Source organism: Pseudonocardia broussonetiae (genome assembly GCF_013155125.1).
GTDB classification, from domain to species: Bacteria; Actinomycetota; Actinomycetes; order Mycobacteriales; family Pseudonocardiaceae; genus Pseudonocardia; species Pseudonocardia broussonetiae.
Map to the genome: position 1 here is coordinate 1447890 of NZ_CP053564.1, position 19603 is coordinate 1467492.

The 19603-nt window shown below is 74.9% G+C and carries 14 protein-coding genes; 6 read left to right on the forward strand and 8 right to left on the reverse strand.

The features are described from left to right. The first annotated feature begins 24 nt into the window (after nt 1-24). Genes HOP40_RS07220 through HOP40_RS07230 form a run of 3 tightly spaced genes read left to right on the forward strand, consistent with a single transcriptional unit; the run spans nt 25 to nt 5514 of the window. A complete protein-coding gene (locus HOP40_RS07220) occupies nt 25-2931 on the forward strand; it encodes an arabinosyltransferase domain-containing protein (RefSeq protein ID WP_172155887.1) in 2907 nt (968 codons plus the stop codon). A 49-nt stretch (nt 2932-2980) separates the two neighbouring features. Next, nucleotides 2981-4888, forward strand: a complete 1908-nt coding sequence (locus HOP40_RS07225) for a glycosyltransferase (protein WP_172155900.1) — start codon at nt 2981-2983, stop codon at nt 4886-4888. Next, nucleotides 4888-5514, forward strand: a complete 627-nt coding sequence (locus HOP40_RS07230; RefSeq protein WP_172155902.1) for a histidine phosphatase family protein — start codon at nt 4888-4890, stop codon at nt 5512-5514. The genes HOP40_RS07225 and HOP40_RS07230 overlap by 1 nt, the downstream gene beginning before the upstream one ends. 25 nt (nt 5515-5539) lie before the next feature. On the opposite strand, the gene HOP40_RS07235 is transcribed toward HOP40_RS07230, so the two are convergent. Continuing rightward, nucleotides 5540-7516: a glycosyltransferase gene (locus HOP40_RS07235; RefSeq protein ID WP_240157561.1), complete on the reverse strand. Its 1977-nt coding sequence runs from the start codon at nt 7514-7516 to the stop codon at nt 5540-5542. A gap of 167 nt (nt 7517-7683) precedes the next feature. Between HOP40_RS07235 and HOP40_RS07240 the strand changes: the two genes are divergently transcribed. After that, nucleotides 7684-8991, forward strand: coding sequence for an HNH endonuclease signature motif containing protein (locus HOP40_RS07240; RefSeq protein ID WP_172155904.1), 1308 nt, complete (start codon nt 7684-7686; stop codon nt 8989-8991). 6 nt (nt 8992-8997) lie between these two features. Here HOP40_RS07240 and glf read toward each other — a convergent pair whose 3' ends face one another. Continuing rightward, nucleotides 8998-10200, reverse strand: coding sequence for a UDP-galactopyranose mutase (gene glf / locus HOP40_RS07245; RefSeq protein ID WP_172155906.1), 1203 nt, complete (start codon nt 10198-10200; stop codon nt 8998-9000). 49 nt (nt 10201-10249) lie between these two features. Here glf and HOP40_RS07250 point away from each other — a divergent pair, with 49 nt between their 5' ends. Then, nucleotides 10250-11854, forward strand: coding sequence for a hypothetical protein (locus tag HOP40_RS07250; protein WP_172155908.1), 1605 nt, complete (start codon nt 10250-10252; stop codon nt 11852-11854). Then, the gene (locus tag HOP40_RS07255; protein WP_172155910.1) at nt 11847-13859 is read left to right on the forward strand and encodes a DUF6541 family protein; all 2013 of its coding nucleotides are present in this window, start codon (nt 11847-11849) and stop codon (nt 13857-13859) included. Before HOP40_RS07250 ends, HOP40_RS07255 begins: the two co-directional genes overlap by 8 nt. Nucleotides 13860-13875: 16 nt before the next feature. Here the strand turns inward: HOP40_RS07255 and HOP40_RS07260 are convergent, their stop codons facing one another. From HOP40_RS07260 to HOP40_RS07285, 6 genes are read right to left on the reverse strand one after another with little or no spacing between them, the layout of a single operon-like run. After that, entirely contained in the window at nt 13876-15570 is a 1695-nt protein-coding gene (locus HOP40_RS07260; protein ID WP_172155912.1) for a hypothetical protein, read from the reverse strand. A 22-nt stretch (nt 15571-15592) separates the two neighbouring features. Continuing rightward, the gene (locus HOP40_RS07265; protein ID WP_172155914.1) at nt 15593-16489 is read right to left on the reverse strand and encodes a glycosyltransferase family 2 protein; all 897 of its coding nucleotides are present in this window, start codon (nt 16487-16489) and stop codon (nt 15593-15595) included. Then, entirely contained in the window at nt 16486-16890 is a 405-nt protein-coding gene (locus HOP40_RS07270; protein ID WP_172155916.1) for a DUF2304 domain-containing protein, read from the reverse strand. Before HOP40_RS07270 ends, HOP40_RS07265 begins: the two co-directional genes overlap by 4 nt. Before the next feature lie 3 nt (nt 16891-16893). Continuing rightward, a complete protein-coding gene (locus tag HOP40_RS07275; RefSeq protein WP_240157562.1) occupies nt 16894-17592 on the reverse strand; it encodes a glycosyltransferase family 2 protein in 699 nt (232 codons plus the stop codon). A 28-nt stretch (nt 17593-17620) separates the two neighbouring features. Further along, nucleotides 17621-18904 carry a lipopolysaccharide biosynthesis protein gene (locus HOP40_RS07280; RefSeq protein WP_172155918.1) on the reverse strand — a complete coding sequence of 428 codons (1284 nt, stop codon included), beginning with the start codon at nt 18902-18904 and terminating at the stop codon, nt 17621-17623. 31 nt (nt 18905-18935) lie between these two features. After that, nucleotides 18936-19541: a class I SAM-dependent methyltransferase gene (locus HOP40_RS07285; protein ID WP_240157563.1), complete on the reverse strand. Its 606-nt coding sequence runs from the start codon at nt 19539-19541 to the stop codon at nt 18936-18938. Nucleotides 19542-19603 lie beyond the last annotated feature (62 nt).

Here is a 19603-nt window from a genome sequence, read left to right on the forward strand (position 1 = left end):
GCGCGGGCGTCCTAGGGTGGCGCGGTGCTCTCGCCCGCGCGGTCGGCTCCGCAGGCGCCGCACTCCCCCGTCGACCACCGGACGGCGCGCGCCGTCCTCGTCCTCGCGCTGGTGGCGCTGGTCGCGGCCGTGGCCTTCCCGCTCGCCCCGGTGCAGCAGGCGCGCGCCGAGTACGCCTGGTCGGCGGCCGAGGGCCCGGCCGCGATCCCGCTGATGCCCTACGAGCCGGTCGCGCTGACCGTCACGACGGGCTGTGACGCGGCCCGCACCGGTGGGGTGCTGCTCTCGACCGTGCCGCTGCGGCCGGACCCGGGCGCGGAGCCGCTGGACGGGCTGCGGCTGACCGCGGCCGAGGGGCGGCTGTCGGTCGTGAGCGCGGGCCGCGACCTCGGCCCGGTGGCGCTGCCCGCCGGTCCGTGCGCGATCGTGCTGACCTCCGACCCGGACCGCACCGAGGTGCTCGTCGACGGGGCACCGGTCCTGACCCGCGACGGCGACCTGCGCCCCGCCGTCGCCGGGGCGTTCTCCGACACCGACCGCGGGGTCGCGCTCGCCCTGACCGCCGACACCCGCTTCGAGACGACGATCTCTCCGCTCAAGGCCGGGATCGCCGCGGTCGGCGTGCTGGCGCTGCTCGGGATGCTCGGCGCGCTGGCGAGGCTCGACGGGCCCTCGCGGGTCCGGCTGCTGCCGCGCCGGTGGTGGCTCCCCCGCCCGGTCGACGCCGCGGTGGCCGCGCTGCTCGGGGCGTGGTGGGTGGTCGGGGCGATCACCGTCGACGACGGCTACATCAGCGGCATCGTGCGCAGCCGCGGCAGCAACGGGTTCGTGGGCAACGTCTACCGCTGGCTGAACGCGCCCGAGGCCCCGTTCAGCTGGTTCTACGACCTGACCCACCTGTGGTCGCTCGTCTCCGCCTCGACGCTGTGGATGCGCCTGCCCGCGACCCTGCTGGGGCTCGTCACGTGGCTGCTGCTCTCGCGGTCGCTGCTGCCGCGGCTGGGACCCGCGGCGCAGCGGCCGTGGCTCGCCGCGCTCGCGTTCGGCACGTGGTGGGTGCCCTACCAGCTGGGGCTGCGGCCGGAGCCGTGGGTCGCGCTGGGGCTGCTGGGCGTGCTGCTCGCCGTCGAGCGGGCGGTCGCGACCCGGCGGCTGCTGCCGGTGGCCCTCGGCCTGGTGCTCGCCGGCGCCACGACGGCGCTGACCCCGGGCGGGCTCGTCGCGTTCACCCCGTTCCTCGCGGCCGCGGTGCCGCTCGCGCGCCTGGTGCGCGCCCGACCCGCGGCCCACCGGTGGCCGCTGGCCCTCGCCGGGCTGGCCGCGCCGGCGTCGGCGGTGCTGCTCATGGTGTCCGACCAGAGCCTGGCCGCGGTGCTGGAGGCCACGCGGGTGCGGCAGCTCATCGGCGGCGGCGTGGAGTGGTACCAGGAGTACGAGCGCTACGCGCTGCTGCTGCAGCCCGACTCGTTCCAGGGCGCGATCGGGCGGCGCGCGGCCGTGCTGGTGACGGTGCTGGCCGCCGTCGGCGTCCTGGTGGCGCTGCGCCGCGGCCGGACCGGGCTCGCCACCGGCCCCGCGTCCCGGCTCGCCGTGTCGGTGCTGCTCGCGCTCGCGGTCCTGACCGCCACCCCGACGAAGTGGACGCAGCACTTCGGCGACCTCGGCGGCGTCGGGGCGGCGGTGCTGGTCGCGGGGGCCGTGGCCTGGCGGAGCGCCCCGCTGCGAGGACGCCCCCGCGCGTTCACCGCGGCGCTGGCCGCCGCCGTCGCCGTCGGGTCGCTGGTGCTCGCCGGCTACAACGCCTGGCCCTACGCCTCGGGCTGGTTCGCCCCGACCTTCTCGACGCTGCCGCCGCAGGTCGCGGGGACGGCCGTGGCGACGCTGCTGGTGGTGGCCGGGCTGGCCGTCGTCGCGGTGCTCGCCGTCCGCGTCATCGGGGCGCGGGCGGCGGACCGGGCCGAGCCGGACGTGCCGGAGCGGGTGCCCGGGCCCGTGCCGGTGCTGGCGGTCGTGCTGGTGGCGGTGCTCGCGCTGCAGGTGCTGAGCCTCGCGCGCACGGCCGTCGAGGAGCGCGACAGCTACACGCTCGCCTCCGACGCCGTGTCGACCCTGCGGGGTGCCCCGTGCGGGCTGCAGGAGCGCCTGTCGGTCGAGACCGACCCGGCCGCGGGGCTGCTGCGCGCGCGCACCGCGCCGCCCGTCCGGGGGGAACGGACCGTCGATGTCGGCGGCGCGCGCGTGCGGGGGGTCGCCGTGGCGGGGTCGTCGACGACCGCCTGGTTCGCCCTCGACCCGGCGCAGCGCGACGGCGCGCTGCCCGTCGTCGTCACGACGTCGGGGGTGCTGCGGCCCGGGGACGTGCTCCGGATGGAGTTCGGCGACGCCGCGGGCGGGGTCGTCGACGTGCGCCCCCTGACCACCGCCGCCGGCGACGTGCGCGAGCTCGCCCCGGCCGGGGCGGAGTCCGTGCGGCTCGTCATCGCCGGCGCCACGACCGGTCAGGCCGCCCTGGTGACGCTGCCCCGGGCCCCCCGCCTGACCCGCATGACCGACCTGCTCCCGGCCGGGAGCACCGCGGTCCTCGACTGGCCGGTCGCGTTCCTGTTCCCGTGCCTGGCGCCCGAGCCGGTCCGGGACGGCGCCGCCGGCCTCGCGACGTGGCGGGTCGCCCCGCCCGCCGAGGACGACTCCGGGGCGATCACCTACTCCCCCCGCTTCGGCGGACCCTTCGCCGCACCGCGGCTGCTCGTCACCGAGCGGTCGATGGCGACCTACCTCGACGGCGACCCGCTGCGCGACGCCGCGCGGGTCGTCCGGTGGGATCCGGCGGAGCCGCTGGTCAGGTCGGTGCCGGTCGTCACGTCCGAGACGGTGCCCGGCTGGGCCCGCACCGGACGGGCGCGGGTGCCCGGGCTCGATCCGGTCGGCTGACACAATGGGAGGGCACGTCACGAGCCCGACCGGAGGTCGACCCTTCCCCATGCTCACCACCCCGGACACCATCGACAGCGCTGTCGCGTCCGCCCCGTCCGGTCCGGACGCCGGGCGGATCGTCGCGCAGCGCGGCCTGTTCTTCGGCCCCTCCCCGCGGGTGCCGGAGGACCTCTACTCGCGCGTCGAGCGCGGCACGGCCCGCCGCCGGCGCAGTGGCGTCGAGCTCGGCCCGGGCAGCCTGGTGTCCACCAACACCTACTTCGGCCGGTTCCACGCCACCTACTGGCAGCGCTGGACCGACGTGCCCGCCGTCGAGGTCGACCTGGTCGTCAGCGGCACCGGGCGGGTCCGGCTGCTGGCGTCGGACACCAACAAGGTGTGGCGCATCGTCGACGCCCACGAGGCCGACGGCGCCGACGCCGAGCCGGTGCGGCTCACCGGCCCGATCGACCGCTTCCTCGACGGCGGCGGCATGTGGCTGGAGATGACCACCGAGACCGGTGAGCTCGCGGTGTCGCAGGTGCGCTGGACGGTGCCGACGACCCGTCCCGTGCCGCCCACGGACGTCGTGATCTGCACGTTCAACCGCGTCGACGACTGCCTGAACACGCTGACGGCGATGGCCGACGACCCCGGGGCGCTCGCCGTCGTCGGGCGCGTGCAGGTCGTCGACCAGGGCACCGACCCGCTGGAGTCGCGCGAGCGGTTCGTCGAGGTGTCGGCCGCGCTGGGCGAGCGGCTGCGCTACGTCCGCCAGCCCAACCTCGGCGGCGCGGGCGGGTTCACCCGCGGCCTGTTCGACGCCACCGCCGGAGCCCCGGAGGGCCACTCCGACGTCCTGCTGATGGACGACGACGTGCTGCTCGAGCCCGAGATCATGGTCCGGCTCACCGCGTTCGCGGCCAGCACGCGGCACCCGACGATCGTCGGCGGGCAGATGCTCAACCTGCTGCACCCCGGGCACCTGCACATCTCCGCCGAGTACGCCGACCCCGAGGACCTCCGCGTCGGCCTGCCCGTCACCGGCGCGCTCCAGGAGGCGTACCTGCTCGGCCTCGACGAGCACGACCTCCCGATCAACCAGGAGCGCCGCGTCGACACCGAGTACAACGGCTGGTGGTCCTGCCTGATCCCCGCCGGGATCGTGCGCGCGATCGGCTACCCGCTGCCGCTGTTCTTCCAGTGGGACGACATCGAGTTCGGCTACCGCGCCCGCGCCCACGGCTTCCCCACCGTCGCCCTGCCCGGCGCCGGCGTCTGGCACGCCGACTTCGGGTGGAAGGACTGGGACGAGTGGCACCGGTACTTCAACTTCCGCAACGGCCTCATCACCGCCGCGCTGCACACCGGGTTCTCGACGAAGCGGATCACGCGCCGCATCGGCCTGCTCCTGTCGACCTACCTCGTGTCGATGCACTACGGCCTCGCCGCGACGCTGCTGCAGGCCGTCGAGGACTTCCTGGACGGCCCGGAGATCCTGCGCGACGGGTCCGCCGCCGCGGCCGCGGAGATCCGCCGGATCCGCGCGGCCTACCCGGAGACGGTCGTGCACCCGATGTCCGAGCTGCCGAGCCAGGTGCCCGACTTCCGCGAGGCGCAGGTCGTGCGCGACGCGGGCAAGCCCGGCAACGAGCCGCTGACCTGGGCCAAGCGGCTCGCCTTCCTCCTCACCGACCGCGCCCCGCACGCCACGGGCTTCGTCCCGGCCGGTGACGCGCACTGGTGGCACGTCTCGACGTTCCGCCGCGCCGTCGTCGCCGACATGGGCGAGACGGGGTACCGCATCCGCACCCGCGACCGGGCCCGCGCGCTCGAGCTCGCGAAGCGGGGGGCGCAGGTCGTGCGGCGCGTGGTGTCCGAGGGCCCCGGCGTGGCGCAGCGCTACCGCGACGCGCAGCCCGGGCTCACCAGCCGCGCGAACTGGGCGCGGCTGTACGGGGTCGACGAGGGCTGATGCGCCTGGTGCTGGTCCGGCATGCGGAGTGCCTCGGCAACGTCGACAAGTCGGCGTACACGCGGATCCCGGACCACGCCCTGCCGCTGACGCCGGCGGGTGAGCGGCAGGCCCGGGAGGCGGGCCCGCGGCTGCGCGGCCTGCTCGGCGACGGCCCGTACGGGGTCGTCGTGAGCCCGTACCGGCGCACGCTGCACAGCCTCGCGCTGTTCGGGCTCGACCCCGTCGCCACGGTGCAGGAGCCGCGCCTGCGCGAGCAGGACTGGGGCAACCTGCAGGACGACGACGGCCAGCGGCGCCAGGAGGCCGAGCGCCACGCCTACGGCCACTTCTTCTACCGGCTCGCCCACGGCGAGTCCGGGGCCGACGTCGACGACCGCATCGCGGCGTTCCTCGGCGAGCTCGACCTGCGCCCGCCCGGCGTCGACGCGCTGCTGCTCGTGACGCACGGGCTCACGATGCGGCTGCTGGCGCGGCGGGCGATGGGCTGGTCGGTGTCGCTGTTCGAGTCGCTGTCGAACCCGGCCTGCTGCGAGGACCGCGTCCTGACCCGCGGCGCCGACGGCTGGACGCTGGACCGCCCGTTCGCCCAGTGGCGGGCCGCCGACGACGGCTCGGTGCAGTGACACCGGCCGCCGCCGCGGTTGCCCGTCAGGCGTCGAAGATGCGCTTCCAGCCCTCGCGGCCGGTGAGCTCGGGAACGGCGTCCCGGTAGCGCTGCCGCAGCTCCGGCCACACCCGCGCCACCTCGCGCAGCTGCGCGACCGACTGCTTCATCATCGCCTTGAACAGCGCCGGGTCGCGGCGGCGGAACGTGACGCCGCGGCCGTCAGGGGTCGACACGGTGGCCGAGTCGAGGCGCGAGAGGACGAACCACTGCGCCTGCTTCGACGGCACGTTGCGCTGCGGCACGACCGCGTGCGCCGGGTCCACGGGCCGCAGGTTGTGCAGCACGCTCTGCGCCAGGCCCTTGACGATCGCCAGCTTCTTCGTCGGCGGCTCCGGGAACGCCTGGGCGGCCAGCGCGTCGAGCTCGGAGAGCGGCACCTGGGTGGCCGAGTCGAGCGGGCGGCCGTCGTCGAACTCGGCCCGCTTGGCCCGGATCTCGCCCAGCACGACGGGCAGCTTCGGGAACAGCTGCTCGGGGCCGGCGAGGAAGTCGCGCAGCGCCATCTCCTGCAGCGCCATCGCCGAGTACTCCATGAGCATCAGGTGGCGCAGGGAGCGCTTGAGGGTGTCGACGAGCAGCGCGCGCGGGTTGTCGGGCCCGTGCAGCGCGGCCGCGACGAACCGGTTGCGGTAGTGGAAGTAGGCCTGCCAGTCGCTCGTGTCGTCCTTCTCCAGGAACGACATGTGCCAGATGGCGATGCCCGGCACGGTCGCCGTGCGGTAGCCCTTGCCGCGGGCCCGCAGCCCGTACTCGGCGTCGTCCCACTTGATGAACAGCGGCAGCGGCAGGCCCAGGTCCTCGGCGACCGACCGCGGGATCAGGCACATCCACCAGGCGTTGTAGTCGACGTCGGTGCGCCGGTGCAGCCACGGCGTCTGGCGCAGCGTGCGCTCGGCCAGGTCGTGGTGCGGCTCGGTGCCCGGGGCGTTGCGCCACAGGAAGGCGTTGCGGTCGACGACCTCGCCCATCGTGGAGAGCTGCGAGCGCGCCTGCAGCGAGAGCATCTGCCCGCCGACCAGCATCGGCTCGCGGCTGTAGCGCGAGAAGGCGACGGCGCGGAGCACGGAGTCGGGCTCGAGCAGGATGTCGTCGTCCATGAAGAGGATCTGCTCGCAGTCGGTGCTGCCGAGCGCCTCGTACATGATCCGGGCGTAGCCGCCGGAGCCGCCGAGGTTGGGCTGGTCGATGATCCGGAGCGTGTCGCCGAGCTTCGCGGCGACGGCGTCGAAGCCGGCCTCGTCGCGGACCTTCTTCGTGCCCTGGTCGGGGATGATCACGGCCACCACGGCGTCGAGGACGGCGGGGTCCTCCGCGATCGCGTTCAGGGTGGCGACGCAGTCGGCCGGCCGGTTGAAGGTCGGCATCCCGATCGTGACGGCCGCGCGGACCGGCGACTCCTCCGCGGCGTACCAGCCGCCGGACTCCAGCGTCAGCTCGCCGGAGTCGGTGGTGAGGTCGAACCAGTACCAGCCGCCGTCCTCGAAGGGGCGGAGGTCGAGCGCCATGTCGAGGTCGTGGTGGCCGTCGACGACCTCGCCGCCGACGAAGATCTGCGAGCCGTCGGCCTTGGTGCGGTAGACGTCGACACGGCCGGCGCCCCGGAGCTCCAGGCGGAGGTGCACCTCCGTCAGGCTCGACCAGTGGCGCCAGTAGCCGGCGGCGAAGGCGTTGAAGTACGCCCCGAACGACACCTCGCTCTGCTCCGGCACGAGCGCCGAGGTGCGGGAGACGACCCGCAGGCGGCGCGACGTGGCCGCGGTGCCGACGAGGCTGACCTCGCGCAGCGGGGCGCCCGGGAGGGGCGGCGGGGTCGTGAGGCGCAGACCCGTGCGCTCGTCGAGGTAGAGCGAGCGGACGCTCATGGGGTCGCCCGAGCGGGGGAGGATGACCCGTTGGAGCAGGCCGTTCGCGACGGTGGGGGCGTCCATGGTGGCTGCCTTCTCGACGGTCTGGGTCATGTTGGGGCGATCAGTCCTTGCTCGTCGGTTGCCTTCTTCTTCCTCAGAGGGTAGCGGCGGGGTCCTGTGCGCACTGCGGCCGGTGTCGTCCGGGCAGTGCTGCCGCGGCCATCGAAGCCCGCGGTCCAGTGTGGATTATCGCTGATCAGAGTGGTAAGATCGAACACATGTTCGACAGCGAGGTGCTCGACCTGCCCCCCGAGCAGACGCTGGGCAACACCGCGCCCTCCGGACTGTTCGGGCTCGAGCTGGAGTTCGCCACCGAGTCGCTGGGTGTTCTCTCTGACACCGAGCTCGTGGACGCCGCTGTCGGGTTCGAGCGTCTCGCCGCCTGGGCGGCTGCCCGGCAGGCCGCTGTTCTCGCCGAGTTCCAGGGACGTTCCGGGGACGGCTCTGTGCGCGCCGTCAGCGCTGCCGTGCCGTTGCGGGAGTGGGCCTCCGACGAGATCGGGATGGCGCTCACCGTGTCCCGAGGGACTGCGCAGGTGCGGTTGGCTCAGGCCCGGCGGCTCTCCGGCGTGCTCCGCCCTACCCGTGATCTGTTGGAGGGCGGGCGCTTGTGCTGGTCGCGTGCACGGCTGGTGTGTGACCGGCTCGCCCTGCTCGACGACACGCTCGCCGCCGCCGTCCAGGATCGGGTGCTGCCCGCTGCGCCGGGGCAGACCTGGGCGCAGCTCGACGCCGCCCTGCGGCGGGCGATCCTCGCGCTCGACCCGGACGGTGCTGCCGCTCGGCACCGGTCCGCTCGCGTGGAGCGGCGGGTGGACGTGTTCGCGGGTGAGGACGGGATGGCGACCTTGTGGGCCCGGCTGACCGCCCCGGACGCCGCGTCGTCCTACGCGTGGCTGACCCGGCTCGCCCGGGGTCTCGGCGCCGACGACCCGCGGACGTTGGACCAGCGCCGGGCGGACCTGCTCGCCGCCGTCCTCACCGGACGCCTGGTCCTGCGCGACCCCGCCGCCGCCGCTGACACGGTCGCTGTCGTGCCGGTGACACCGGGGAAGCCACTCATCACCGTGCTGGTCCCGCACTCCACGCTCACCGGCTTCGACGACGCACCGTGCGAGCTCGTCGGGTACGGCCCGATCCCCGCGCTACTGGCCCGGGAGGTCGCCGCCGACGCCGTGTGGCGGCGCCTGGTCAGCGACCCCCTCACCGGAACGGTGCTCGAGTACGGGCGCACCACCTACCGGCCCCCCGCCGCCCTCGCCGACCACGTCCGCGCCCGCGACATCACCTGCCGCGCCCCCGGCTGCCGACGCCCCGCCGCCACCTGCGAACTCGACCACGTCGTCCCCTGGGACCCCGGCGGGACCACCGGCGAGGACAACCTCGTCGCCCTCTGCCCCGCCCACCACGACCTCAAGGAACAACCCGGCTGGCAGACCGAACTCCGACCCGACCGCGCCCTGGAATGGACCACCCCGACCGGGCACCGCTACCGGACCGGGCGCCACGACCACCGGGTCCGCTGAGCGGGGTCAGTCCTCGACATTCTCCGTGCCGGCCAGCGCACGGCCGTCGGTGAAGTACGGGGCGATGCGGTTGTCGAACATGCTCAGCGCCGAGCCGATGGCCATGTGCATGTCGAGGTACTGGTAGGTGCCCAGGCGGCCGCCGAACAGCACGTTGGCGTTGGCCGTCTCCTTGCGGGCGAGCTCGCGGTAGCGGAGCAGCTTGGCGCGGTCGTCGGGCGTGTTGACCGGGTAGTACGGCTCGTCACCGGGCTCCGCGAAGCGCGAGAACTCGCGGACGATGACCGTCTTGTCGGTGCTGTAGGCCCGCTCCGGGTGGAAGTGCCGGAACTCGAGGATCCGGGTGAAGGGGACGTCCTCGTCGTTGTAGTTGATCACCGGCGCGCCCTGGAAGTCGGGCGTGTCGACGATCTCCTGCTCGAAGTCGAGCGTGCGCCACGACAGGGCGCCCTCCGAGTTGCCGAAGTAGGCGTCGAGCGGGCCCGTGTAGACCGTCGGGGTGCCGGTCGGGATCTGGTCGCGGACGTCGAAGTAGTCGACCTCGGTGCGCACCTCGATGTTCGGGTGGTCCGCCATCCGCTCCAGCCACGCGGTGTACCCGTCGACGGGCAGGCCCTCGAACGTGTCGTTGAAGTAGCGGTTGTCGAACGTGTAGCGCACCGGGAGCCGGGAGATGATCGACGCGTCGAGCTGCGTCGGGTCGGTCTGCCACTGCTTGGCGGTGTAGCCCTTGACGAAGGCCTCGTAGAGCGGGCGCCCGACCAGCGAGATGCCCTTCTCCTCCAGGTTCTTCGCGTCCTTGGTGTCGATCTCGCCCGCCTGCTCGGCGATGAGCGCGCGCGCCTCGGAGGGCGAGTAGGAGCGGCCGAAGAACTGGTTGATCAGCGCCAGGTTCATCGGGAACGCGTAGACCTGGTCGGCGACCTTCGCGAAGACACGGTGCTGGTAGCCGGTGAACGCGGTGAAGCGGTTGCAGTACTCCCACACCCGCGCGTTGGAGGTGTGGAAGAGGTGCGCGCCGTAGCGGTGGACCTCGATGCCGGTCTCCGGCTCGCGCTCGGAGTAGGCGTTGCCGCCCAGGTGGGAACGCCGCTCGAGCACCAGGACGCGCTTGTCCAGCTCGCTGGCCACCCGCTCCGCGATGGTCAGGCCGAAGAAGCCCGAGCCGACGATCACGAGGTCGTAGTCCGCATAGCTCACGGAGTCCACGGTAGCGGCGCGTCCGACCCCGGAGGGACGCGGCTAGGGTTGCGCCTCGATGACAGGGAGCCGCGCCGCCGAGCGGAACGATCAGGGGTGGGCACCGACGCCGGCTCCGGCGCCCCCGCCTGCCCGCTCCCGGCCCCGGCCCGCACCGGCCCTGGCCGCGGCCGCGGAGATCGCCACGGCGTTCGGCGCCGCCGCGCTCGCCGTGCAGCTGAGCCGGTCGATCGTCGTCGACCCGCTCGACCGCATCGGTCAGGTCAGCGGCCTGGCCGCGCTCGACCTGCGGTTCGTGCTCGTGGGGCTGGCCGTGGTCGCGGTGTGCGCGGCGGTCGCGCGGGCCGGTGAGGGCGCCCGCGCGGTCGTCCACCGCTGCGCGTTCGCCGCGGTGGCCGGACTGGCGACCGGGCTGGTGGCCGGCGGGATCCTGCTGGCGCTGCGCGGCACGGACTGGCCGCTGTTCGCCAACTGGGGCGACTCCGGCCAGCTCATCCGGTGGACCGACGACATCCTGGCCGGCCGCGGGGTGCCCGCCGACTACCCGCCCGCGGTCCTGCACCTGCTCGCGCTGTCGGCCGACCTGACCGGCGCCTCCGCGGCCGAGGCGCTGCGGGCCGCGCAGGTCGTCGGCACCGCGGTCTTCGGGCCGCTCGCCTACCTGGCCTGGCGTCTGGTGCTGCCGGCCGGATGGGCGCTCGTGGTCACCCTCGTGGCGGGCTTCCCGCTGCTGGAGCCGTACAAGCCCTACACGACGGTCGTGCTGGTCGTGCTCGTGCCGGTGACGATCGCCTTCCTGTCGAGCCTGCGCCGGGCGGCCGACCTGTCCTGGGGCCGGATCGCGCTGGTCGGGCTCGGCACGGGCGCGGCGCTCGGGGTGCTGTTCCTCGTCTACTCGGGGTGGTTCCTGTGGTCGGCGCCCGGCGCGGTCGTCGCGGTCGGGGTGCTCCTCCCCTGGCGCGCGGCCGCGCTGCGCGGGCTCGCGATGGTGGGCCTGGCGCTGGCCGCGCTGGTCGTCGTCGCGCTCCCCCACCTGGTCGGGCTGCTGTCGGCCGCGGGGAGCGTGCAGGACCGCTACTTCTACTTCGACACCTTCGTCGAGCCGGCCTACATCGCGATGTGGCGCAACGACCTCGCCGGTGACGTCGGCCCGTGGCCGCCGCCGGGCGAGCTCGCGGGCGTCGGCGTGTTCACCCTGCTGCTCGTGCTCGGGCTCGGGGCCGCGATCGCGCTGGGCGGACGGCGGACCGCGGTGCTGACCGCGGCGCTGCTGATGGCCGGGGCCTGGGTCCTGCGGTTCTTCTTCGCCGCGCAGATGTACGAGACCCAGACGGTGCAGCTCTACCCGCGCACCTCGGCCGAGATCCTGTTCTGCCTGCTCGTGCTGTCGGTCCTGGCGGTCCGGTACGCGCTGCAGCGGGTCACCCTGCCGTCCGGCACGCCCGTGACGCTCGGCGTCCTCGCCGCCGCGCTGCTGCTCGCCCTCTCGATGGGGTCCTCGCTCGCCGACCGGTACCTGCCCCGCGACGACGGGTCCACGGCGCTGCTCGCCTACGTCGCGCAGCTCGTGCGCCAGCCGGACGGGACCTGCCCCGACTACGGCACCGGCTGCGCCGCCACCCCCGCCGAGCTGCTGGCACGCGACGAGCCGGTTGATGGCTGAGCTCCTCGCGGCGTGGCTCCCGGCACTGCCGGCCGCGCTGGTCGCGGTGGCCTGGTGCGTGCTCCCCGGGCTGCTCGTCACGACGGCCCTCGGGCTGCGGGGCGTCCTCGCCTGGGGCACCGCGCCCGCCGTGTCGGTGGCGACGGTCGCGGTCGGCGCCGTCGTCGCGTCGGCCGCCGCGCTGCCGTGGTCGCCCCTCGTCGCACTCGTCCCGGCCCTCGCGCTCGCCCTGCTCCTCGCCGCCGCCCGGTGGGGGCGCGCCCGGCTGCGGCTCAGGCGGGACGCGCCCGCGCCCCCGCCGCCCGCCCGGGACGGCACCCCCGTCACGCTGGCCGCGATCGCGGGGCTCGCCGTCGCCGCGCTGGTCGGGGCGTTCACGGTGGTCGACGGCATGAGCCTGCCGACGGCGCTCTCCCAGACCTACGACGCCGTGTTCCACTACAGCGCCGTCGCCCGGATCGTCGCCGAGGGCGACGCGTCGTCGCTGACGCTCGGCACACTGACATCGCCGGGCGCCGTCGCAGCCTTCTACCCGGCGGCCTGGCACGACCTGGTCTCGCTCGTCGTCCTCACCGCGGGCGCCTCGGTCCCGGTCGCCTCCAACGCCGTGGCCGGGGTGATGGCCGCGGTCGTGTGGCCGCTGAGCTGCACCGCGCTGGTCCGCGTCGTCGCCGGTCCGTCGTGGGCCGCGGTGGCCGCGGCTCCGGTGCTGGCCACCGGGTTCATCGCGTTCCCGTGGTCGCTGCTCAGCTTCGGCGTGCTGTGGCCCAACCTCGTCGGCATGAGCCTGGTGCCCGCCGTGCTCGCCGTGGTCGTCGCCGCGGTCGGGCGCGAGGCGGTCGGTCCCCTCACCCGGGCGCGCGCGGTCGTCCTGCTGCCGGTCCTGCTCGCCGGCCTGGCCCTCGGCCACCCGAGCACGGTGTTCAGCCTCGCGGTGATCGGCGCGTTCCCGGTCGGCTGGTCGTTCGCGCGGATGCTCGGCCGGATGCTCCGGGCGGGGCGGTGGGCGGTGGCGGTGCCGGCCGGGCTGGCCGCGGTCGCGGTGGTCACCGCGGTCGTCGGGTGGCTCCTCACCTCACCGGTCTTCGACGACGTCCGGTCCTTCGACTGGCCGGCGTTCGTGACGCCGCTCGACGCCGTCCGCGAGACCGCGCTCGGCGCCACCAACAGCAAGGGCCCGGCGTGGGTCGTGTCGGTCGTGGTGCTCGTCGGCCTGGTCGCCGCGCTGTGGCGGCCCGGGTACCGCTGGCTGGTGCCCGCCCACCTGGCCTCGGCGACCCTCTACGTGCTGGCCGCCTCCTCCGAGTCGCCGCTGACCGCCGCCATCACGGCGTTCTGGTACAACGACTCGTACCGGCTCGCCGCGATGATCCCGGTCACCGGGGTCCCGCTCGCCGTCGTCGGGCTGCTCGCCGTCGGGGCCCTGCTGGGCCGCCTGCCCGGCCTGTCCCGGATCGGCACCGATGGACTCACCGCCCTGGCCACCGTCGCGGTGCTCGTCGGCTCGGGCGGCATGTACGCCCGCACGCACGCCTCCTTCGTCGACGACTCCTACCTCGCCGTCCCCGCCGGCCGGTCCGAGCTCGTCGACCCGGCCGAGCGCGCCTTCTACGACCGGGTCGCCGCGATCGTCCCGCCCGACGCGGTGGTGGCGCAGAACCCGTGGACGGGCAGCGCCCTGCTCTGGGCGCTCACCGGCCGCGAGGTGCTGTTCCCGCACCTCACCGGCGACTGGACGGCCGACCAGGACCTCATCGGGCGCCACCTCGACGACGTGCAGGCCGATCCGGCGACCTGCGCCGTCGTCACGCGCTCGGACGTGCGCTACCTCCTGGTCGGCAACGCCGACTTCTGGCCGGGCGACGCGCGCAGCCTGGAGTACCCGGGCCTGGCGAGCCCGGACCCGCGCAGCGGCTTCGAGCTCCTGGCGTCCGACCGGTTCGGCAACGCCCTGTACCGGGTGCCCGCCTGCGACCCGGCGGCGGGCTCACCGGCCGACGGGTGACGGCGCCGCGGGCGGGCTACCGGCCCGGCGCGGTCAGCACGTCCCCGCACGAGCCGCGCGGCGCGCTCCGCACCGCCAGGTCGGCGGGCAGCGCGGTGCTGGCCCGGTACGCGCGGAGCGCCTCCAGGTCACCGGGGCCCAGTGCGTCGAGCCGGACCAGGTCGGTCACCCCCGACGGGCTCGTGCCGATCTCGACGTAGTCGGCGGCGATCCGCGGGTCGTCGGCCAGGCCGGTGAGCCGCGCCCAGTCCGGGTTGATCGTGATGAACGTCGGGCGGACCTCGTCGACGACGTGGTCGCGCAGGCCGGCGGTGTCGCCCGCCGCCCAGTACCGCGCGATGCGGGAGTCGGCCAGCCCCACCAGGTCCACGATCGGCAGCCCGCCGACCAGCGCGGCCCCGCCGATGTCCGGCGCGAGCAGGACGTGGTCGCCGCCGCCGAGCACGGCGGAGTAGCCGGTGAACGCCACCCCCGTGTTCTGCGCGACCACGCACAGCGGAGCGGTCGGGGCGGCGCGGACGGAGCGCACCCCGTCGACGAACGCGGCGCCGGTCGGGACCACGGCCGCCGCGGCGAGGACGGCCACGACCACCCGGCCGCGGACCGGCAGGCCGGGCAGCACCTCGGCCGCCGCGACGCCCACGGCCAGCGCACCCAGCGGCCACACCGGCGTGGCGAACCGGAGCTGCCCCATCCAGTCGCCCTCCAGGACGCCGAAGGCCGCGACGGCGAGGGCGAGCGGGACCAGCAGCACGACCAGCCCCCGACGCGTCGGCGAGGGCCGCAGCACCGCCACGCCGACCACGACGGCACCGAGCACCGCGGCCAGCCACCCGACGTAGGACACGATCTCCCCGGGTCGGGCGAGCTCGGCGGGGCCGGGCAGGCCCTGCGACTTCGCGAGCGCCGTGTTCGGCAGCCACTCGCCGAACGTGACGAGCCGCCAGGCGAGGTAGGCGCCGGCAGGCACGGCGAATGCCACGGTCCCGGCCAGCACGACGCGCACGGCGCGGCCGAGCTCGGCGCGGCGCAGCAGGAGCAGCACCGTCAGCGGCAGCGCCACCGCGTAGACCAGGCCGTCGGGCCGCGTCAGCGCCGCGACCGCCGCGAGCAGCCCGCACCCGACGGCGGAGCGGACGTCCGGCAGCCCACCGGCGGCCGTGGCCCGCACCAGCACGGCTGCGATCGCGACGGCGCACAGCGCGAGCAGGGAGTTCTCCAGCCCCGACATCGTCCAGACGACGAACGACGGCACGGCCGCCGTGACGGCGCCGGCGACGACCGCGACGGCCACGGGGCGACGGCAGAGCACGGAGGTGACGGCCAGGAAGCACGCGAACACGCCCGCCACCAGCACCAGCGCCAGCAGCTTCGGGAACGCGACGTGGTCGGGGACGCCGAACCACGCGCCGCGGTCGAACAGCCCGACGAGCCGGCCGACCGCCAGCAGTGCCAGCCAGGCCGGGTTGGAGTACCCCTCCACCACCTCGGCGCCGGGCTGCAGCACCGGCCCGGCCCCGGTCGTGATCGAGCGGGCGTAGGCGAAGGTGATGGCGGCGTCGTCGACGATCCAGCGGCCGTACAGCAGGGCGTGCAGCCCGACGAGCAGCGTAGGCACGCCGACGGCGACGGCCCGGCCCGCCCGGCCGACCCGGGTGGCGGGTCCGGGCTCGACGGCCACGACGTCCGGGCGCTCTGCCACCTGTGTCACGCCCGCCATCCTCCCCGACGGGTCAGCGACCGCCGAAGGCGTGCCGCGCGAGGGCGCGCATCCCGTCGCGCTGCCCGCTGCGCAGGGCCACCGGCAGCCGGACCAGCGCGTTGAGCCGCGAGGACGTGTGCCGGCGCGCGGCGCGCGCCGCGCGCGGCCAGCCGCGGGCCGCCATCCGGTCGGCGGAGTCGAGGAAGAAGCCGCGCTCCTCGGCGAAGCGGCGGCCGTCGACGGCGTGCGCCGAGGAGACCGACCCGCCGTGGCGGCGGTAGCGGAAGCACGTCGTCGGCTCGACCAGCAGCGACTCGCCGGCCAGCACCAGGTCCAGCACGAGCGCGAGGTCCTGCACCACCGACAGGCCGGGGCGGAAGCCGGTGCGCTTGAGCGGCCCGGACCGCCAGCAGATCGACGGGAAGTAGAGCCAGTTGCCGCGCAGCAGGCTCGCCGCGAGCTCCTCGCCGGCGAGCACGGTCGGCGCGGTGACCCGCGGGGCGTAGACCCAGCGCTTGGAGACGTCGACGAGCGTGCGGGTCGGCACGCCGTCCCCGTCGACGACCTCGACCCCCGGCTGCACCATGGCGACGTCCGGGTGCGCGGCGTGGGCGCGGCGGACGGTGCCGACGTGGCCCGGCAGCATCAGGTCGTCCATGCCGATGACGACGGCCAGCTCGTGCTCGACGAGGTCGACGCAGCGCTGGAAGTTGCGGTTGATCCCCAGGTTGCGCTCGTTGCGCAGGTACCGGACGCGCGGCTCGCCCAGGCCCTCGCACCAGGCGGCGAGCCCCTGGTCGGGCAGGTCCCCCGAGTCGTCGACGATCGTGAGCCGCCACTGCGGGTCGTCCTGGGCGAGGACGCTGCGGACGGTGTCCTGCACGAGGTCGAGCCGCCCGTAGTGGGGCAGCATGACGTCGACGATCACCGCTCGACGGTCGGCAGCGCGCCGCCGTCCCCGGTGGAGACGACCGGCTCCGGCACGATCCCCCGCTCGCGGTTGACCAGCTCCGCCTCGCGGATGGCGACGGTGCGCGCCAGCTCGGTGTAGCGCCGGTCGACGACGCGGAAGCGCTGGTAGAAGCTGAACATGCCGGCCATGAACGCCACGACCAGCGCGTAGAGCACGAGGTCGGTGCCGCGGCCGACGCCGAGCACGCGCGCGACCGCGGTGAGGTCGTCGGGCCGCATGACGGCGTAGATGTTGGCGATCGCGAACAGCACGAGCGCGATGCGCTTGCTGGCCTGCACGTAGACCGCGCCGCTGCTCCGGACGAACAGGAACAGCACGGCCACGACGGCCACCACCAGGATGATCTGGATCAGCACGGCTCAGCCTCCCCGCTGGCGGACCGACAGGTCGAACAGGATGTTGACGCCGTTGAGCAGCGACTGGCCCTTGCTGCGCGAGTACTCGGTGTACCGGATCGACACCGGCACCTCGCGCACCCGCCAGGACGACCGGCCGAGGTAGGACACGATCTCCGACGCGTGCGCCATCCCGTTCATCGTGATCTGCAGGTCGTCGGCGACCGGGCGCGTGAGCACGCGCAGGCCGTTGTGGGCGTCGGTGAGCTTGAGCTTGCGACCCGCCGGGCTGAGCAGCACCGCGGTGCGCAGCACGATCCGCTTGAGCAGCGGGACGGACTCGGCGTTCTCGGCGAACCGCGTGCCGAGCACCACGTCGGCGGCACCGGAGCGGGCGACCTGGACCATCGTCGAGGCGTCCTCCAGCCGGTGCTGGCCGTCGGCGTCGAACATGACGAAGTACCGCGCGCCGGGCTGGGCCCTGGCGTAGGTGAGGCCGGTCTGCAGCGCGGCCCCCTGGCCGAGGTTGACCGGGTGCCGGACCAGGTGGGCGCGGGTGCGCAGCACCGCCTCGACCGACCCGTCCCGGCTGCCGTCGTCGACGCAGACGACGTTCGGGAACACCACGAGGGTCTGGCGGACGACCTGCTCCAGGACCTGCGCCTCGTTGAAGACCGGGATCACGACCCAGACGTCGTCGTTGACCGGACCGGGGTCCACCACGACCAGCTCCTCCCGCTGCCTGCGGCCGTCAACCTACCCGCGGCACCCCGGCGTCCACGCCCGGGTGGCCCGCGCGCAGGGCGCGCAGCACCCCACCTGCCAGTACGGCGACGACGACCGCGGGGCCCACCAGCTGCGCGACGAGCGCCGCCGTGACGGGGGCGACGGGCAGCACCAGCAGCCCCAGGAACACCACGGTCCCCGCCGCCCACGCGACGGTGACGACCCGCTGCTGGCCCAGCGCGACGAGCGTCGGCTGCACGACCATCGCCACCAGCATCAGCATCGTCGCCGCCCCGAGCAGGGTCAGCACGGTGACCGTCGGCCGCTCGGCGGTGTTGAACAGCACCTCGGCCGCCCACGGTCCGAGCACGGCGCACCCGACGACCCCGACCGCGCCGACCCCGAGCACCAGCCCGACCACCTGCTTGAGCCGCCGCTCCAGCTCGGCGCGCTGCCCGAGGGTGGCCGCGCGGGTGAGCTTGGGCAGCAGGACCGCCTGGACGGGCGCGAACAGGAACAGCGGGATCCGCGCCAGCACGAACGTGGAGCCGAACACCGTCGCGGCGACGAGGTCGTCGGGCGAGCGGTAGGTGACGACGACCGGCGCCAGGTTGGCCACGAGCTGGCTCAGCGCCACGGCCACCATCAGGTACGCCAGCGAGCGGCCCATCCGCTCGGGCACCGGGCCCGTCGCGCGCGGCAGCCGGACGGTGCCGGCCACGCTCAGCGCCGCGAGGGCCGAGCCGAGCGCGAACGCCATCCCGTAGGCCGCGGGCTCGGTGACCGCCAGCGCGACCAGCCCCAGACCGGGCAGCAGCCGCACCGCCCCCTCGACGTAGAGCGTGCGGGCGTAGGCGGTGAAGCGCTGCTGCCCGCCGAGCACGCCCCGCGCCCAGTAGACGGCCGCCGACCCGGCGATCGCCACCAGCAGCGCGACGAGCAGGCCCACGCGCCCGTCGAACACGCGGTGCAGCACCAGCGGCCAGGCGACCAGGACCGCCACCACGAGCACGGCCAGGGACCGGAACGCGAACGCGGCGGCGCGGCGGGCGACCGGCCGCACCGGCTCGCCGCGGGCGACGGCCGCGCTCACCGCGCGGCTCGTCTCCTGCTCCAGCGCCGCGAACACGCCCGGCCCGACGATGTTCACGACCAGGTAGAGCGAGATCAGAGCGCTCAGCGCGCCGGCGTCGGCGGGGCCCTCGAAGACGTGCCCGACCACCGCGACGAACGCGTAGCCGGCCACACCGAGGACCCCGAGTCCCAGGGCCAGGTGCAGCGCGGTGCCCATCCGTCCGCTGCGCGTCACCCGGTCCACGGTAGTGCGCAGCGGCGCGGGCTCAGATCCGGGCGAGCGTCACGAACTCGTTGTAGGGGAAGACCTTCCCGGCCGGGCGCGGGAACGGGAACGAGTACTGGCGGTCCACCGTCAGCCCGACGGACGTGCACAGCGCCGCGACCTCGGGGAAGCCGCAGAACCGCACGTGGGTGGCGTCGGTCGTGTAGCCCTTCTCCTGCGGCGTGATCAGCACGACCTTGCCGCCGGTGCGGACGAACGGCAGGTAGGTGCGCAGGAGGCCGAGCGCGTCGTCCTCGGTCATGTGCTCCACCACGTGGGCCAGCAGCAGGCTGTCGAACGCACCGGGGCGGGCGTGCGGGCTCGCCGCGAAGCCGTCGGGCGTGTAGGCCTCGTACCCGCGCTGCACCGCCATGGCCACCGAGGACGCGTTGTGGTCGACGCCCACCCCGTTGCCGTCGAGGTGGGCGAGGTTACGGCCCAGGCCGCAGCCGATGTCGAGGGTGCGGCCCAGCGCCAGGAGGCGGATGTTCCAGCGGTAGGGCGCCTGCACGTCGAGGCGCTGCTTCCACCCCGCGCTCTCCATCGTGGCCAGGCGCTCGGTGTAGTCGGGCGCATCGGTCCCCGGACGGGGTTCGGGTGCGGTCACCCGGCCAGTGTGCCGCGAACCACGCGGCGCGGCGGAACCGGTCCCCTGCGAGACTCGCCGTC

Coding starts and splice junctions, on each gene's coding strand:
- HOP40_RS07225 (WP_172155900.1), top strand. CDS start 2,981: ATGCTCACCACCCCGGACACCATCGACAGCGCTGTCGCGTCCGCCCCG.
- HOP40_RS07240 (WP_172155904.1), top strand. CDS start 7,684: ATGTTCGACAGCGAGGTGCTCGACCTGCCCCCCGAGCAGACGCTGGGC.
- HOP40_RS07250 (WP_172155908.1), top strand. CDS start 10,250: ATGACAGGGAGCCGCGCCGCCGAGCGGAACGATCAGGGGTGGGCACCG.
- HOP40_RS07235 (WP_240157561.1), bottom strand. CDS start 7,516: ATGACCCAGACCGTCGAGAAGGCAGCCACCATGGACGCCCCCACCGTC.
- HOP40_RS07230 (WP_172155902.1), top strand. CDS start 4,888: ATGCGCCTGGTGCTGGTCCGGCATGCGGAGTGCCTCGGCAACGTCGAC.
- HOP40_RS07255 (WP_172155910.1), top strand. CDS start 11,847: ATGGCTGAGCTCCTCGCGGCGTGGCTCCCGGCACTGCCGGCCGCGCTG.